This is a genomic window from Streptomyces roseofulvus (genome assembly GCF_039534915.1).
In the GTDB taxonomy this organism is placed as follows: domain Bacteria; phylum Actinomycetota; class Actinomycetes; order Streptomycetales; family Streptomycetaceae; genus Streptomyces; species Streptomyces roseofulvus.
Genome location: NZ_BAAAWE010000001.1, coordinates 2,053,273 through 2,068,625, shown reverse-complemented (window position 1 = coordinate 2,068,625; position 15,353 = coordinate 2,053,273). Strand labels below are relative to the sequence as shown.

13 protein-coding genes are annotated in these 15,353 nt (G+C 75.5%); 8 read left to right on the top strand and 5 right to left on the bottom strand.

The window, feature by feature from the left end:
• Positions 1-78 precede the first annotated feature (78 nt).
• The 3 genes from ABFY03_RS09540 (at position 79) to ABFY03_RS09530 (ending at position 3,650) form a co-directional block, all read left to right on the top strand.
• On the top strand, positions 79-1,572 hold the full coding sequence (locus ABFY03_RS09540; RefSeq protein WP_346169682.1) for an aldehyde dehydrogenase (NADP(+)): 1,494 nt from the start codon (positions 79-81) through the stop codon (positions 1,570-1,572).
• Positions 1,573-1,780: 208 nt separating this feature from the next.
• Entirely contained in the window at positions 1,781-2,500 is a 720-nt protein-coding gene (locus ABFY03_RS09535; protein ID WP_319011071.1) for a DsbA family oxidoreductase, read from the top strand.
• A gap of 91 nt (positions 2,501-2,591) precedes the next feature.
• Positions 2,592-3,650, top strand: coding sequence for an aminotransferase class V-fold PLP-dependent enzyme (locus ABFY03_RS09530; RefSeq protein ID WP_346169681.1), 1,059 nt, complete (start codon positions 2,592-2,594; stop codon positions 3,648-3,650).
• Positions 3,651-3,681: 31 nt separating this feature from the next.
• Here the strand turns inward: ABFY03_RS09530 and ABFY03_RS09525 are convergent, their stop codons facing one another.
• Positions 3,682-4,185 (bottom strand): MarR family winged helix-turn-helix transcriptional regulator, encoded by a 504-nt coding sequence (locus ABFY03_RS09525; RefSeq protein ID WP_319011069.1) that lies wholly within the window; start codon positions 4,183-4,185, stop codon positions 3,682-3,684.
• Positions 4,186-4,319: 134 nt separating this feature from the next.
• Here ABFY03_RS09525 and ABFY03_RS09520 point away from each other — a divergent pair, with 134 nt between their 5' ends.
• Positions 4,320-5,390: an alkene reductase gene (locus tag ABFY03_RS09520; protein ID WP_319011068.1), complete on the top strand. Its 1,071-nt coding sequence runs from the start codon at positions 4,320-4,322 to the stop codon at positions 5,388-5,390.
• Between the two features lie 65 nt (positions 5,391-5,455).
• On the opposite strand, the gene ABFY03_RS09515 is transcribed toward ABFY03_RS09520, so the two are convergent.
• On the bottom strand, positions 5,456-6,556 hold the full coding sequence (locus ABFY03_RS09515; protein WP_346172225.1) for a pyridoxal-phosphate-dependent aminotransferase family protein: 1,101 nt from the start codon (positions 6,554-6,556) through the stop codon (positions 5,456-5,458).
• An 86-nt stretch (positions 6,557-6,642) separates the two neighbouring features.
• On the opposite strand from ABFY03_RS09515, the gene ABFY03_RS09510 reads away from it, so the two are divergent.
• The gene (locus tag ABFY03_RS09510) at positions 6,643-7,728 is read left to right on the top strand and encodes an amidohydrolase family protein (protein WP_346169680.1); all 1,086 of its coding nucleotides are present in this window, start codon (positions 6,643-6,645) and stop codon (positions 7,726-7,728) included.
• A 13-nt stretch (positions 7,729-7,741) separates the two neighbouring features.
• Here ABFY03_RS09510 and ABFY03_RS09505 read toward each other — a convergent pair whose 3' ends face one another.
• Positions 7,742-8,308, bottom strand: a complete 567-nt coding sequence (locus tag ABFY03_RS09505) for a GNAT family N-acetyltransferase (protein ID WP_346169679.1) — start codon at positions 8,306-8,308, stop codon at positions 7,742-7,744.
• Positions 8,305-10,413 carry a penicillin acylase family protein gene (locus tag ABFY03_RS09500; RefSeq protein ID WP_346169678.1) on the bottom strand — a complete coding sequence of 703 codons (2,109 nt, stop codon included), beginning with the start codon at positions 10,411-10,413 and terminating at the stop codon, positions 8,305-8,307. Before ABFY03_RS09500 ends, ABFY03_RS09505 begins: the two co-directional genes overlap by 4 nt.
• Before the next feature lie 103 nt (positions 10,414-10,516).
• On the opposite strand from ABFY03_RS09500, the gene ABFY03_RS09495 reads away from it, so the two are divergent.
• Together ABFY03_RS09495 and ABFY03_RS09490 are read left to right on the top strand one after the other, a co-directional pair.
• Entirely contained in the window at positions 10,517-11,236 is a 720-nt protein-coding gene (locus ABFY03_RS09495; RefSeq protein WP_346169677.1) for a siderophore-interacting protein, read from the top strand.
• Between the two features lie 337 nt (positions 11,237-11,573).
• Entirely contained in the window at positions 11,574-12,596 is a 1,023-nt protein-coding gene (locus ABFY03_RS09490; protein WP_319011063.1) for an SCO1860 family LAETG-anchored protein, read from the top strand.
• A gap of 126 nt (positions 12,597-12,722) precedes the next feature.
• On the opposite strand, the gene cobC is transcribed toward ABFY03_RS09490, so the two are convergent.
• Complete coding sequence (gene cobC / locus ABFY03_RS09485; RefSeq protein ID WP_386723543.1) at positions 12,723-14,270, bottom strand: Rv2231c family histidinol phosphate aminotransferase CobC; 1,548 nt, start codon at positions 14,268-14,270, stop codon at positions 12,723-12,725.
• Between the two features lie 324 nt (positions 14,271-14,594).
• Between cobC and ABFY03_RS09480 the strand changes: the two genes are divergently transcribed.
• Positions 14,595-15,353, top strand: a complete 759-nt coding sequence (locus tag ABFY03_RS09480) for a ZIP family metal transporter (RefSeq protein WP_319011061.1) — start codon at positions 14,595-14,597, stop codon at positions 15,351-15,353.

Sequence of the window (15,353 nt, the reverse complement as noted above, 5' to 3'; positions counted from 1 at the left end):
CCGTGGCGTCAATAGAGTCCACCCCGAAGCGTTCATGCACAAGAACGACGTTCATCATAGTGAACAGGGGTGTGGGCCGTGTCGGCAGCAGCAGTGTGGAGTGTGGACCCCCGCTCGGGGAAGCGGCGCGAGCAGGTCGCGACGGAGGCCACGGCCGACAGGGTCGACCGCGCGGTCCGCGCCGCGCACGCCGTCCGCGCGTCCCTCGCCGACCGCACGGTCCGCGCGGCCTTCCTGCGGACCGCCGCCGACCTCCTGGACGCCGCCGCCGACGAGGTCGTCACCACCGCCGACGCCGAGACCGCCCTCGGCGCCCCCCGGCTCACCGGCGAACTCGCCCGCACCACCGCCCAGCTGCGCGCCTTCGCCGACGTCGTCGACGAGGGCGCCTTCCTCGACGTACGGATCGACCTGCCCGACCCGTCGGCCGTGCCGCCCCGCCCCGACCTGCGCCGCTGGAAGATCCCGCTCGGCGTGGTCGCCGTCTACGCCGCCAGCAACTTCCCGCTCGCCTTCTCCGTCCCCGGCGGCGACACCGCCAGCGCCCTCGCCGCCGGCTGCCCCGTCGTCGTCAAGGCCCACCCCGACCACCCGGCCACCTCCGAACTGACCGCCGGACTGCTGCGCCGGGCCGCCGCCAAGGCCGGCCTCCCCGAGGACGTCGTCGTCCTGCTGCACGGCTTCGAGGCGGGCGTCGCGCTGGTCCGCCACCCGCTGGTCGCGGCGGCCGGCTTCACCGGCTCCGTACGCGGCGGCCGGGCGCTCTTCGACGCCGCCGCCGCCCGCCCCGCTCCGATCCCCTTCCACGGCGAGCTCGGCTCCCTCAACCCGGTCGTCGTCACCGTCGGCGCCGCAGCCGAGCGCGCCGAGGAGCTGGGGGCCGGCCTGGCCGGCTCGATGACCCTGGGCGCCGGCCAGTTCTGCACCAAGCCCGGCTTCGTCCTCGCCCCGGCCGGCGCCGACGGCGACCGCTTCCTCGCCGCCCTCGCCGAGGGCGTCGGCCAGGCCGGCCCCGCCGTCCTGCTCGACCACCGGATGCGGGCCGCCTTCGTCGACGGCGTCACCGAGCGGGCCGCCCTCGACGGCGTGGCGGCGCCCGTCGCCCCCGGCGCCGCCGACGAGCACACCGTCACCGCAGGCGTCCTCACCGTCGACGCGGCCCGGCTCGCCGACGGCGACCACGGCCTCCTCCTGGAGGAGTGCTTCGGCCCGGTCACCGTCGTCGCCCGCTACACCGACGAGGCCGAGATCACCGCCGTCCTCGGCCGGCTGCCCGGCAACCTCACGGCCACCCTGCACTGCGCCGACGAGGACCCGGCCGCCCCCGGCCTGCTCGCCGCCCTCACCCCGCTCGCCGGCCGGATCCTGGTCGGCGGCTGGCCCACCGGCGTGGCCGTGGCCGGAGCCCAGCACCACGGCGGCCCCTACCCGGCCACCACCTCCACCTCCACCTCGGTCGGCGCCACCGCCATCGAGCGCTGGCTCCGCCCGGTCACCTACCAGTCGACCCCGCAGCACCTCCTCCCGCCGGAGCTGCGCGACGGCAACCCGCTGGGCGTCCCCCGGCACTGAGTCCCTCCGGCGCCGGGTCCCGCGCCGGGGCCCGGCCCGGGGGCGAAGCGGAACGGGCGGGGAGACCGCCGCGGACGGCCCTCCCGGCGCGTCCGCCGCGTGCTCCGGCTCACATCCCGGGCGGAAACGGAATGAAATCCGGGTCGGTCGGCGTTCGGACGAGGACTGACCCCCGTCCGCCCCGTACGACCCCCGGAGAAGAAGAACCATGCGCGTAGAGATCTGGTCGGACATCGCCTGTCCCTGGTGCTACATCGGCAAGGCCCGGTTCGAGAAGGGTCTCGCCGCCTTCGCCCACCGGGACGACGTCGAGGTCGTGCACCGGTCCTTCGAGCTGGACCCGCACCGCGCCAAGGGCGACACCGGGCCCGTCCTGGAGATGCTGGCGAAGAAGTACGGGCGGACGCTCGACGAGGCGCGGGCCATGGAGGCGCACGTGGCGTCCAACGCGCACGCCGAGGGCCTGGAGTACCGGACCGACGGCCGCGACCACGGCAACACCTTCGACATCCACCGGCTGCTGCACCTCGCCCGCGAGCGCGGCCGGCAGAACGAGCTCCTGGACCTCGCCTACCGGGCCAACTTCGCCGAGGAGCGGTCCGTCTTCGACGGGGAGACGCTGATCGCCCTCGCCGTGGAGGCCGGGCTCGACGAGGCCGAGGCGCGCGCCGTCCTCGCCGACGAGACCGCCTACGCCGACGCGGTGCGGGACGACGAGCGCGAGGCCGCCGAACTCGGCGCCACCGGCGTCCCCTTCTTCGTCCTCGACCGCCGCTACGGCGTCTCCGGCGGGCAGCCCGCCGAGGTCTTCACCCAGGCCCTGGAGCAGGCGTGGCAGGGCCGCGTCCTGCAGCCGGTCGCCGTCGTCGCCGACGACGGCGCGGAGGCGTGCGGACCGGACGGCTGCGCGGTCCCGCCGCGCGGCTGACCCCTCTGACCTGCGCGGATAAGGGCCGCTTGGGGGCGCTCCATGATCCACGGGCATTGACGGGTGGTCGCGCTGAGCCCAGGCTGGGGCCATGGACTCCCTCGATCAGCCGCTCGGCGGCGCCGAGTTCGCCCCCACGCGGACCTATCTGAACACCTCCGCCTGCGGCCTGCTGCCGCGCCGTTCCGTCGACGCGGTCACGCTCCTCGCGCGGGAGACCGCGGACGGGCGGGCCGGCGGCGCCGGCAGCTTCGACGTCGTCGACGAGGCCCGCGCCGCCTACGCCCGGCTCGCCGGGGTCGCGTCCGAGCGGGTCGCGGTCGGCAGCTCGGTCGCCGTGCACTCCGGGATGATCGCCCAGTCGATGCCCGCCGGAGCCGAGATCCTCTTCCCCGAGGGCGACTTCTCCTCCCTCATCACGCCCTTCACGATCCGCGGCGACCTCAAGGTCCGCTTCGTGCCGTTGGAGCGGCTCGCCGAGTCCGTCCGCCCGGAGACCGCCCTGGTCGGCCTCTCCGCCGTGCAGTCGGCGGACGGGCGGACCGCGGACCTCGCCGCCGTCCGGGCCGCCGCGGCGGCCCACGGGGCCCGCACCCTGCTCGACGCCACCCAGTCCGCGGGCTGGCTGCCGCTGGCGGCGGGGGAGTGGGACTACACGGTCGCCGGCGCCTACAAGTACCTGCTCTGCCCGCGCGGCACCTCCTTCCTCACCGTCACCGAGGAGGCGCAGGACAGCCTGCTCGCCATCCACGCGGGCTGGGTCACCGGCGAGGAGCGGTGGGTCAACAGCTACGGCCCGGTGCGCGAACTCGCGCGCTCCGCCCGCCGGTTCGACGAGCCCGCCGCCTTCCTCTCGTACCACGGCGCGGCCGCCTCGCTGGCGCTCCTGGAGGAGATCGGCATCGGGCGGATCGAGGCGCACGACAAGGGGCTCGCCGCCCGCTTCCGTGCCGGGCTGCTCTCCCTCGGGCACCGGCCGGTCATGGACGACTCCACGGTCGTCGCGGTGCCGGGCCTCGGCCACCGGGCGGACGCCCTGGAGGCCGCGGGCGTCCTGCTGTCGGCGCGGGCCGGCAACCTGCGGGCCTCGTTCCACCTGTACAACACGGCGGCGGACGTCGACCGGACCCTGGACGTCCTCGCGGGCTGAGGCGTTCCCCTCCCCTGCGGGGGCCGGCCCCTCAGCAGGTGATCGGCGGGCAGTCGCCCGCGTCGCCCGCCTCCGCGCGCAGGTTCTCCGCCAGGACGCCGAGGAGGCGGGCCAGTTCGGCCCGCTCCGCCGGGCCGAGCCCGGCCAGCGAGCTCTCCTCCAGGTCGGCCCAGGCGCCCTCGACGCCGGCCCGCAGCGCCTGCCCCCGCTCCGTGGCCTCGACCAGGACCGCCCGCCGGTCGGCGGGGTCGGGGGAGCGGCGCACGTATCCGCACTGCTCGAGCCGCTGGAGCATCTTCGTCACGGTCGACGGGTCGAGCCCGAGCGACTGGATCAGCTCCGACTGGCGGACCGCCCCGCAGTCCCACAGCCGCATCATCATCAGCTCCTGGCCCGGGTAGAGGCCCAGCTCGCGCAGGCGGCGCCCCATCGCTATCCGGTGGGTCCGGGAGACCCGGGCGAGGGTGTGCCCGACGGGCCCACCGCGCGCGGCGGACGGGAGTTCCTCGGTACAGGCGGGCTCTGCTGTGGTCATCGGGGCTCCTCGGGGCGGCTCTTCACCCCCCAGGTTACCGGTGGCCCACTTTTTTGCTTGGCTGGCCAATGAATGGGTTACAGTGGCGGCGGGCCAAATAGTTGGCCGACCACATATTGTTCCGGGAGACCGCCATGACCACCGCATTCGACCCCGTGGACCTCGCAGGCATCCGCCTCGCCAACCGGATCGCCATGGCCCCCATGACCCGCAGCCGGGCCGACGGCCGGGACCGCACCCCCACCGCGATCGTCGCCGAGTACTACGCCCAGCGCGCCTCCGCCGGCCTGATCATCAGCGAGGGCATCCAGCCGGTCGCCGAGGGCCAGGGCTACCCCGACACCCCCGGCCTCCACAGCCGCGAGCAGATCGCCGCCTGGCGCCGGGTCACCGACGCCGTCCACGAGCGCGGCGGCCGGATCTTCGCCCAGCTCATGCACACCGGCCGGATCGGCCACCCCGACCTCCTCGACGGCGACCTCCACCCGGTCGGCCCCTCGCCCGTCGCCGCCGCCGGCCAGGTCTACACCCACGAGGGCCCCAAGGACTTCGTCACCCCGCGCGAGCTCACCGCCGACCAGGTCCACGAGGCGGTCGCCGGCTTCGCCTCCGCCGCCCGCAACGCCGTCGAGGCCGGCTTCGACGGCGTCGAGATCCACGGCGCCAACGGCTACCTGATCCAGCAGTTCCTCGCCTCCGGCTCCAACCACCGCACCGACGAGTGGGGCGGCCCGGTCGAGAACCGCATCCGCTTCGCCGTCGAGGTCGTCAAGGCCGTCGCCGCCGAGATCGGCCCCGGCCGCACCGGCCTGCGCATCTCCCCGGCCAACACGCTCAACGACATCAGCGAGACCGACACCGACGAGCTCTACACGCGGCTCCTCACCGCGATCGAGCCCGTCGGCATCGCCTACCTTCACGTCCTGGAGACCGGCCCGGAGCGCCGCCCGCTCGTCCTCGACCTGCGCAAGCGCTTCGCCGGCACCTTCATCCTCAACCCGGCCACCGGCGCCGAACCCACCGGCGCCGAGTCCCTCGCCCTCATCGAGGACGGCACCACCGACCTCGTCGCCTACGGCAGGCTCTTCATCGCCAACCCCGACCTGCCCGCCCGCCTCAGGGCCGACGGCCCCTACGCCACCCCGGACCCCGCCACCATGTACGCCGGCGGCCCCCAGGGCTACATCGACTACCCCGCGCTGTAGGCGGCGGATACGCGGAGGGGGCGGGGGTCACGACGACCCCCGCCCCCTCCGCGTACCGGACCTGCCTACCGCCAGGCCGCCGTGACCGCCCGGCGCGCGCCCTCCAGGTCCACCGTCCGGCCCGCCTCGCCGAGCACGGCGCCCAGCGCGGCCAGCGACGACTGCACCGCGTTCGGGGTCGCGTCGGCCCCGTAGTGGTTGACCCGGACCATCTCCCGCGCCAGCGCCCCGCCGCCCGCGATCAGCGGCAGCGACGGGTCCGCCGCCAGCGCCTTCGACACCAGCTCCGAGGCGTCGAGGTCGGCCGGGACCCGCAGCGTCGTCGCCACCGGGGCCGCGTCCGCCGCCTCGTACACGTACGGCTCCAGGCCGCCGCCCAGCGCCACCGCGCCCGCGCGGGTCGCCGCCGCGGCCGAGGCGTGCCGGGCCATCAGCCGGTCCAGGCCCTCCGCCTCGATCCGCTCCACGCACGCCTCCAGGGCCAGCATCTCCAGCTGCGCCGGGGCGTGCAGCAGCGCCTTGCGGCCGCCGTCGATCCACCGCTCCTTCCAGTCCAGGAGGGAGAGGTACGAGCGGCGCGGCGCGGCCGGGTTGGCGGCGAACCGCTCCCACGCCCGCTCGCTCACCGACACCGCCGAGACGCCCGCCGGGCCGCCCATCGCCTTCTGCGCGCCGATGATGCACATGTCGACGCCCCAGGCGTCCGGCAGCACCGGCTCGGCGCCGATCGAGGCGACCGCGTCCAGGTAGAAGAGGGCGCCGTGAGCGCGGACGACCTCGCCGATCTCCGCGACCGGGTTGGTGTTGCCGGTGGCGGCCTCCGCGTGCACCAGCGAGACGAAGTCGATCTCCGGGTGCTCGGCGAGCGCCCGCTCCACCTGCTCGGCGGTGACCGCCGTGTGGAAGGGCACCGCCAGGTCGACCACGGTGGCGCCGCAGTCGCGCAGCCAGTTCCCGAAGGTCTGCCCGTACGGACCGGTGACCACGTTCAGCGCGGTCGAACCGGCCCGCGCCCCGCTGCGGATGCACCCCTCCAGGGGCAGCAGCGCCTCGCCCTGGGTGATCACCACGTCCTGCTCGGTGGAGAGCAGCGCGGCGACCCGCCGCTCGATGGACGCGAAGTGCGCGGCGGTCATCGGGGCCAGGTCGAGCAGCGGGTGTGTCACGGTCACGGTGGTGCCTTCTCGGGTCGGTGGTACGGCCGTGGCCAGCGTACGCCCACCGGTTCCGCCGCCCCTCGTACAGTGCAGGCATGAGCGATCACGAGGTGTTGCACGTGAAGGGGCGGGTGCTCGTCGGCCCGGAGGACGTACGGGACGAACTCTGGTGCGTGGGCGGGCGGATCACCTTCGAGCGGCCCGCCGGGGAGTCCGTGTCCGTCGCCGGCTGGGCGCTGCCCGGCCTGGTCGACGCCCACTGCCACGTCGGGCTCGACCGGCACGGCCCCGTCGACGAGGCCACCGCCGAGAAGCAGGCCCTCACCGACCGGGACGCCGGCACCCTGCTGATCCGGGACGCCGGCTCGCCCTCCGACACCCGGTGGATCGACGAGCGCGAGGACCTGCCGAAGATCATCAGGGCCGGCCGGCACATCGCCCGCACCCGCCGCTACATCCGCAACTACGCCCACGAGATCGAGCCCGCCGACCTGGTGGAGTACGTGGGCCGGGAGGCCCGCCGCGGCGACGGCTGGGTCAAGCTGGTCGGCGACTGGATCGACCGCGAGGTCGGCGACCTGGCCCCGTCCTGGCCGCGCCCCGAGGTCGAGGCGGCCATCGCGGAGGCCCACCGGCTCGGCGCCCGGGTCACCGCCCACTGCTTCGCCGAGGACTCGCTGCGCGACCTGGTCGAGGCGGGCATCGACTGCGTCGAGCACGCCACCGGGCTCACCGAGGAGACCATCCCGCTCTTCGCGGAGCGCGGGGTCGCGATCGTCCCGACCCTGGTGAACATCGCGACCTTCCCGCACCTCGCCGACGGCGGCGAGGCCAAGTTCCCCCGCTGGTCCGCCCATATGCGCCGGCTGCACGAGCGCCGGTACGACACCGTCCGCGCCGCCTGGGACGCCGGTGTGCCGGTCTTCGTCGGCACCGACGCGGGCGGCTCCCTCCCCCACGGCCTGGTCGCCGAGGAGGTCGAGGAGCTGACGAAGGCCGGCATCCCGCCGCTCGACGCCCTCTCGGCCACCACCTGGCGGGCCAGGGCCTGGCTCGGCCGCCCCGCCCTGGAGGAGGGCGCCCCCGCCGACCTCGTGGTCTACGACCAGGACCCGCGCGCGGACGTCCGCGTCCTCGCGGCGCCGCGCCGGGTCGTGGTCGGCGGCCGGATCATCGGCTGAGTCCGGCCGGGGCTCAGACCGCCCGGCGGAGGAAGGCCAGCCGGGCCCTCTTCTCCGGGATGAAGACCTCCGGCAGGTCCACCTCCGGCAGGACGACCTCCGGCCCGAGCTCGAAGCCCGCCCGCGCCAGGCGGGCGATCGCCTTCTCGTTCGCCGCGTCCGGCTCCACCACGATCCGCAGGTGGTCGCGGTGGCAGAAGGCGATCAGCGCGGAGAGCAGCCCGGCGGTGAAGCCGGGGGAGGGGGTGGCGGTCGGGGCGATGAAGAGGTGGCAGCCGATGTCGCCCTCCTCGACCTCGTAGCACTCGCTCACCCGGTCCGCCGCGGGCTCGTACGTCTGGAAGAGCGAGACCGGCTCGCCGTCGATCTCCACCAGGAAGCCGTGGTGGGTGGTGAGCGAGTCCAGGTGCGCGTAGACGTCCCTGACCTGCTCGACGGTGGTGCCGTTCATGCCCCAGAAGCGGGCCCGCTCCTCGTTGACCCAGGCGTGGATCAGGGCGGCGTCCGCGTCCGGGGCGATGGGCCGGACGCTGACGGTGCCGAGGCCCTCGACGGTCTGGACGTGTACGGGGGTGGTCATCCCTGCTCCTTGGTGAGGCGGTTCCAGTCGGTGGTGACGGGGGCGAGCTCGCCCCGCAGCCACAGGGGGAGTTGGTCTTCGTGGTGCGGGTCCCCGGCCACCCCGGAGGCGCCGAACGGCACGATCCAGCCGCTGCGCTCGCGGTCGGCGAGGTCCCACACGTACCGGGCGGCCGAGGCGCGGGCGCTGCGGTCGGTGTAGCCGGGGGCGCTGGAGGTCGAGAGCACGCAGTCGTGGTCGCCGGCCAGCCCGGGCCACCGCTCGTCGTCCGGGTCGGGCAGCGCCTGCCAGGGCGCCAGCCGGTGGGTGGTGCCCCAGGCGGCGGGCGGCTCGCCCGCGCCGACCTCCTCCAGCGCCTCGCGGACGATCCGGGCGACGTCCCCGGCCGGCACCGGCCCGGAGACCAGCAGCGTCTCCAGGGCGAGCCCGACCCGCGGGCCGAGGTACAGCCAGGGCCGGAACAGCTCCGGGTACGGGGCCGGTTCGCGCAGTCCCGCGAAGACCTCGTGCGCGGCCAGCCGGCGCACCACCGCGCCCCGCACGGCCGCGAAGAGCCCGGCGTCGGTGCTGTCGGCGGCCATCCGCCGGTCCCAGCCGAGGAGCCGCTTCCGGACGCCCGCGGCGGCGGGGGAGAGGCCGCCGGAGCCGTCTCCGGCGCCGGCCGCGTCCCCGCCCGCGGCCTCGACCGCGGCGAGCAGCCGGGCCGCCGCGCGGTTGTCGGTGTCGCGGTGGACGGCGGCGGTGGCCTCGGCGGTCCAGGCGTCGGAGGCGCCGAGGAGCTCGGCGATCCGGTCGGCCCGGTGCGGCGGCGCGAACTCGACGCCGAGCGGCGCGGCGATCCCCCGGGCGTTGGCCATCACCGCGTGGCCGTCCGTCACCTCGGCGCGCGGCAGCGGCGCGGGCTCCGGCCCCCAGGCGTGCGCCGGCTCCCAGGCGGGCACCGGCCGCAGGGAGTTGGAGCGGTCGCGGACCGGGACGTGCCCGGCGACCCGGTGCAGCAGCCCGCCCGCCGTGTCGGCCGCGAGCACCACGTTCACCGGCTCCACCCAGCCGTCGAGCGCGGTGTCCACCTCGCCGACGGTCCGGGCGGCGAGCAGCCGCGGCAGCACCTCAAAGCCCAGCCGGCCGGTGACCCGGGGCACGTACCGCAGGCTCAGCCCCTCCCACTCGGCGCCGGGCCCGTCCGGCGCGTCACCGGTGATCACCGGGCCACGCCCGGTCTCGACCACCTCGACGAGGACCGGCTCGCCGCCGGAGACCTCGACCGTCTCGGTGTGGACGGCGGCCGGCCGCCAGCCCTCGGGGCCGTACGCCTCCACCCCGCCGTCGGCGGTGCGCCGCAGCCGCTCCCGGTAGAGGTCCTGGTAGTCGGCCATCGCGTTGGTGATCGCCCAGGCGACCGGCCCGGTGTGGCCGAAGTGGGCGAGCCCGGGCACGCCCGGCACGGCGAGCCCGACGACGTCGTACGCGGGGCAGGCGAGCCGGATCTGCTGGTAGACGCCCGGCGCCTCGATGAAGCGGTGCGGGTCACCGGCCACCAGGGCCGCCCCGCTCGCGGTCCGTTCGCCGGCCACCAGCCAGCCGTTGGAGCCGGTCGTGGCCGGCCCGTCGGCGGCGAACAGCTCGGTCCACTCCTCGCCCAGGCCGGTCGCCACCTGCTCGCGCCACAGCTTGGTCGGGAAGCCGGCGAAGAGGATGTGGGTGGAGAGCCAGACGGCCAGCGGCGTCCACGCCTCCCAGCGCCCGGGGACCAGGCCGGTCGCGGCGAACTCGGGGGCGCGGCGGGCCCCTTCGGCGAGCCCGTCGTTGACGCCGTCCGCGTAGGCCCGCACCCACTCCGCGGTCTCCGGGTCGGTCTCCGCCAGCCGGGCCAGGCAGCGGCGCGCGGTGTCGGCGAGGCGGGCGCGCCGCACGAAGACGTCCCAGCCGGCCTCGGCCGCGCCCAGGAAGGCGGCCGTGGTGCCCTGGGCGCGGTGCCGCTCGACCTCCAGCTGCCAGGCGCGGTCGTGGGCGGTGACCCGGCCCTGCGCGAAGGCGAGTTCCGCGGGGTCCGCGGCGCGCAGATGGGGGACGCCGTACGCGTCCCGGTAGACCTCGATGCTCACCCGTTCCGATCCCGTCCGTGTGCTTCCAGATGCCGTTAGGTTAGGCTGACCTAAATTGATCGCCGACCCAAAGTAACCCATGGGTCAGGGGGAGGAGCACGCGGTGGGGCACGGGTGGCAGGGCGCGGTCCTGAAGCTGATGGGCGCCAAGGACTTCACGTTCACCGTCACGGGGGCCGAGCAGGTCACCGAGGACTACCGGAGGGTCCACTTCACCGACGGCGGGCTGCTCGCCGCCGCCGGGGTCCACCCGACGATGTGGGTGCGGATCTGGTTCGAGAACGCCGGCAAGCCGCACCAGCGCGGCTACACCCTGGTCGACCCCGACCCGGAGGCCGGCACCTTCAGCCTGGAGTTCGCCCTCCACGACGGTCCCGCCAGCCACTGGGCGCGCGGCTGCGCCCCCGGCGACACCGTGGAGGCCACCCTCCAGGGCACCGGCTTCGAGACCCCCGAGCCCCGGCCCGAGCGGCTCCTCGTGATCGGCGACCCGGCCTCGCTGCCGGCCGTGAACTCGCTGCTCGACGCGCACCCGGACATCCCGGCCACCATCTGGTTCGAGACCCAGCACGCCTCCGACGAGGAGCTGCCCTTCCGCGTCGACCCGGACCGCCACGAACTGCGCCGGGTGCCCCGGCAGCGGGCCGGCGCCGCCCTCGTCGAGCGGGTCAGGGCCGAACTGCCCGCGCTGGCCGGGCCGGAGGCGTACGTCTGGATCGCCTGCGACACCGCGACCACCCGCGCGCTCGCCGGGTACGCCCGCAAGGAGCTGGCGCTGCCCAGGGACCGGGTGCACGCGCTGGGCTACTGGCGGGCGAGCTGAACCGTTCCGCCCGAACCGTTCCGCCGCCCCGGCGTGATGTTGACGATCCGTGACCCCGCCGGGGCGCGGATCGTTTCTCTTTCCCGTGTGCAGCCCTTCCGTCCCCCGGACGGAGTCCCCCGTACGAAACACGCGGGACGACCGGGAACGGTTGTGTCGTAATGAATCGAAAATGAACACGGAAACCCCCCTTTGGAGTGAACTCACGTCAGGCGACTGCCGGTTCACTCTCCGTGCGTAAAGATTCCGGTGTCTCAAGTCGCCGCCGCCGCGCTGACCCACCGTCCCCGTGGCGAGCGGCCGGCGACGCCATGTCTTCTGTGGGGGTTCCACCATCTTGAACAGCAACACCTTCCGCACGCCCGTCCGCCGTGCCGCCGGCGCCGCGACCGTCGTCGCCCTCGCCGTCGGCCCCGTGCTCCTCGCCGCCCCGGCGCAGGCCACGGACGGCGAGCGCCGCGAGGGCAAGGCCGGCGCCGTCGTGCTCCGCACCGGACTCGACGTCGGCCTCCTCGGCGAGGCCGTGAAGATCCCGGTCCGCGCCTCCCTCAACGAGGTCCAGGCGCCGGAGAGCGAGAACAAGACCGCGTTGAGCGTGAAGGTGCAGGGCGCGGAGGGCGGACAGCCGATCGACATCCTCACCGCCGACGTCGCCACCTCGACCGCCACCGTCGACGAGCGCAAGGCCGAGGGGTACGTCAACCTCGCCAAGGCCCGCGTCCACGTCCCCGGCCTGCCGTCGCTCGCCATCGTCGAGGTCGAGAAGGTCACCTCCAAGGCGGTCTGCGAGGCCGGGAAGAAGCCGGTCGCCGAGTCCAACGTCCTCGGCCACGTCCAGGCCCTCGGCAAGAAGGTCACCCTCACCGCCGGCGGCCGCACCGAGCTCGTCGTGCCCGCCGTCGGCCGGATCACCCTGGACCTCTCCCGCACCAGCACCACCACCCGCACCGCGGCCGCCACCGCGCTGGAGCTCGACGTCGAGGTCAACCCGCTCAACCTGGGCGTCGCCAAGGTCAAGGGCACGGTGACCCTCGCCGAGGCCACCTGCGAGACCCCCGACGGACCCGCCCCGACCGAGCGGCCCACGGAGCGGCCGACCCAGGAGCCCACCGAGCAGCCGAGCGAGCGGCCCACCGAGAAGCCGACCGAGAAGCCGAGCGAGCAGCCCTCGCCGCAGCCCTCCGAGTCGAAGGACGGCGGCATCACCACCAACAACGGCGGCTCCACGCCGACCCAGAACCTCGCCGAGACCGGCGGCAGCTCCGCCACCCCGTACATCGCGGGCGGCGCCCTCGCACTCGTCCTCGCCGGCGGCACCGCCCTCGCCCTGACCCGCTCCCGCGCCCGCGCCCGGGGCTGACGGCCCGAGGGGGACGACAGACGGGGGACGCGTCAGGGGGACGCAGGGGGAACCGGCCCGGCGCGGGCGGTGTGACGACACCGCCCGCGCCGGGCCGACCCCTCTCCACGGGGGTACGCCGACGGCTCAGCCGCCCAGCAGCAGTGCCTGGTCCAGCGCCTGGAGGAAACGATTCGTCGTCGCCCGGTCCCGGACCGCGAGCCGCAGCCAGTGCCGGTCGAGACCCGGGAACGTGTCCCCGCGCCGGGCCGCGAACCCCAGCAGCCGCAGCCGCTCCCGTACCGCGTCCGCCCCCTCGATCCGGATCAGCACGAACGGCGCCTCGGCCTCCGCCACCGTCCGCACCTCGTCGAACTCCGCGAGCCCCGCCAGCAGGTGCGCCCGCTCCGTCCCGATCCGGTGCGCCGCGTGCTCCGCCTCCGCCAGCGCCGCCCGCGACATGCACGCCTCCGCCGCCACCAGCGCCGGCGTCGACACCGGCCACAGCGGCTGCGCCTGCTCGAGCAGCCCGATCGTGTCCGGCTCCGCGAGCACGTACCCGATCCGCAGCCCCGCGAGGCCCCAGGTCTTCGTCAGGCTCCGCAGCACCACCAGGCCCGGCACGTCCGTGCGCCCGGCCAGCGCCTCCCGCTCGCCCGGCACCGCGTCCATGAACGCCTCGTCCACGACCAGGTACCGGCCCGGCCGCGCCAGCGCCGCGATCGTCTCCGCCGGATGCAGCACCGACGTCGGGTTGGTGGGATTGCCGATCACCACCAGGTCCGCGTCCTCCGGCACCGCCGCCGGATCCAGCCGGAAGCCGTCCTCCTCGCGCAGCAGCACCCGGCCCACCTCGTGCCCGGCGTCCCGCAGGGCCGCCTCCGGCTCGGTGAACTGCGGATGCACCACCACCGGCCGGCGCACCGGCAGCGCCCGCGCGAGCAGCACGAACGCCTCGGCCGCGCCCGAGGTCAGCAGCACCCGCCCGGTCGGCAGACCGTGCCGCTCGGCCACCGCCGCGCGCGCCGAGCGCCCGTCCGGATAGGCGGCCAGGGTGACCAGCGAATGGGCGATCCGCTCCCGCAGCCAGTCCGGCGGGGTCGCCGTGCGGACGTTGACCGCGAGGTCGATGAGTTTCTCGTCCCGGACCTCGGCGTCACCGTGATGACGCAGGTCGTGGATGTGGCTCCCCGCGTGGGGGCTGTCCGTGTGGGTGTCCATGTCCGCCGTCGTGTGGGGGGTGGGGATGTGGGGTGTGCCAGGCTCGCCAGCGATGTACCCGCACGTCAAGGGCAACAACCGTGCGACGGTTGTCACTTCGTGCGGGCGAAAAGGGGCGAAACCGGCGATCGCGCACGTCACGCGCCGCGACTTCCGCTTCGGCACCAGCAGCACCGCCCCCGGTCCCGCCGCCCGCAGCGCCGCCGCCTCCGCCACCGACGCCGTCCCCGTCGCCGCCAGCGGCACCTCCGACGGATGCGGCACGACCACCCGGGCCAGCTCCCCGGCCGGGAACCCCGTCACCGGCACCCCGAACCGCCCGGCCGCCGCCACGATCCCCGGCTCCGCCCCCCGCACGTCCAACGTCGCGAACCCCACCACGCGCACGTCCCCGGCCCACCCCGGCCCGTCCCCGACACCGCACGCGCGCCCGGACCCTTCCGCCCCGGCCCGCTCCGCTCCCGCCCTGCGCACCCGCCCGGGCTCCTCGGGCCCCGCCGGCCCGCCCGCCGACCCGTGCGCTCCCGCCGCGCCCGCGCCCGCGTGTCCCGTCCGGCCCGGCCCCACCGGCCCGTCCCCGGCGTCGCGCACGAGACCGGTTCCCTCGGGTCCCGTCGCCCCGGCCGCCGGCCCGCCCGCCGACCCGTGCGCTCCCGCCCCGCCCGCGCCCGCGTGTCCCGCCCCGGTCAGCTCCGCCAGGGCGGCCCGGACCAGCGTCAGGATCTCCGCCTCCGTCGCGCCCGAGCGGGCGCCGACGCCGATGTGCACACCGGGCGTCCCATCCGCTACCAAGGGGCCATGGCTGTGCTCGTCGCGCTCGGCGCGTTCCTCATGACGCTCTTCGGCGGCTGGGTCGCGCAGCGCGTCACCGACCGCCGGCACCTCGTCCTCGGCCTCGCCGGCGGCCTCATGCTCGGCGTCGTCGGGCTCGACCTGCTGCCCGAGGCCCTGGAGGCCGCCGGCGAGGAGGTCTTCGGCGTCCCGCAGGCCCTGCTGCTCTTCGTGGGCGGCTTCCTCTTCGCCCACGTCGTGGAACGCCTCCTCGCCACCCGCCGCGCCGCCCACGGCGCCGAGACGGGGGCGGGGGAGCCGGCCGGCGGGAAGGCCGCCGAACGGACCCCGCAGGTCGGCCTTGTGGCCGCCGCCGCCATGGTGCTGCACAGCCTCATGGACGGCATCGCCCTCGGCGCCGCCTTCCAGGTCGGCGGCGGCATGGGCGCCACCGTCGCCCTCGCCGTCGTCACCCACGACTTCGCCGACGGCTTCAACACGTACACGCTCACCCGCGTCTACGGGAACGAGCGCCGCAAGGCCCTCGCCATGCTCCTCGCCGACGCGATCGCCCCGATCGCCGGCGCCGGCCTCGCCACGCTGATCACTCTTCCGGAGGAACTGCTCGGCAGCTATCTCGGGTTCTTCGGCGGCGCCCTGCTCTACCTCGCGGCCGCCGAGATCCTGCCCGAGGCCCACCACACCCATCCCGCCCGCACCACCCTGCTCTGCACGGTCGCGGGCGTCGGCTTCATCTGGCTCGTGGTGGGCCTCTCCGGCGGCTGA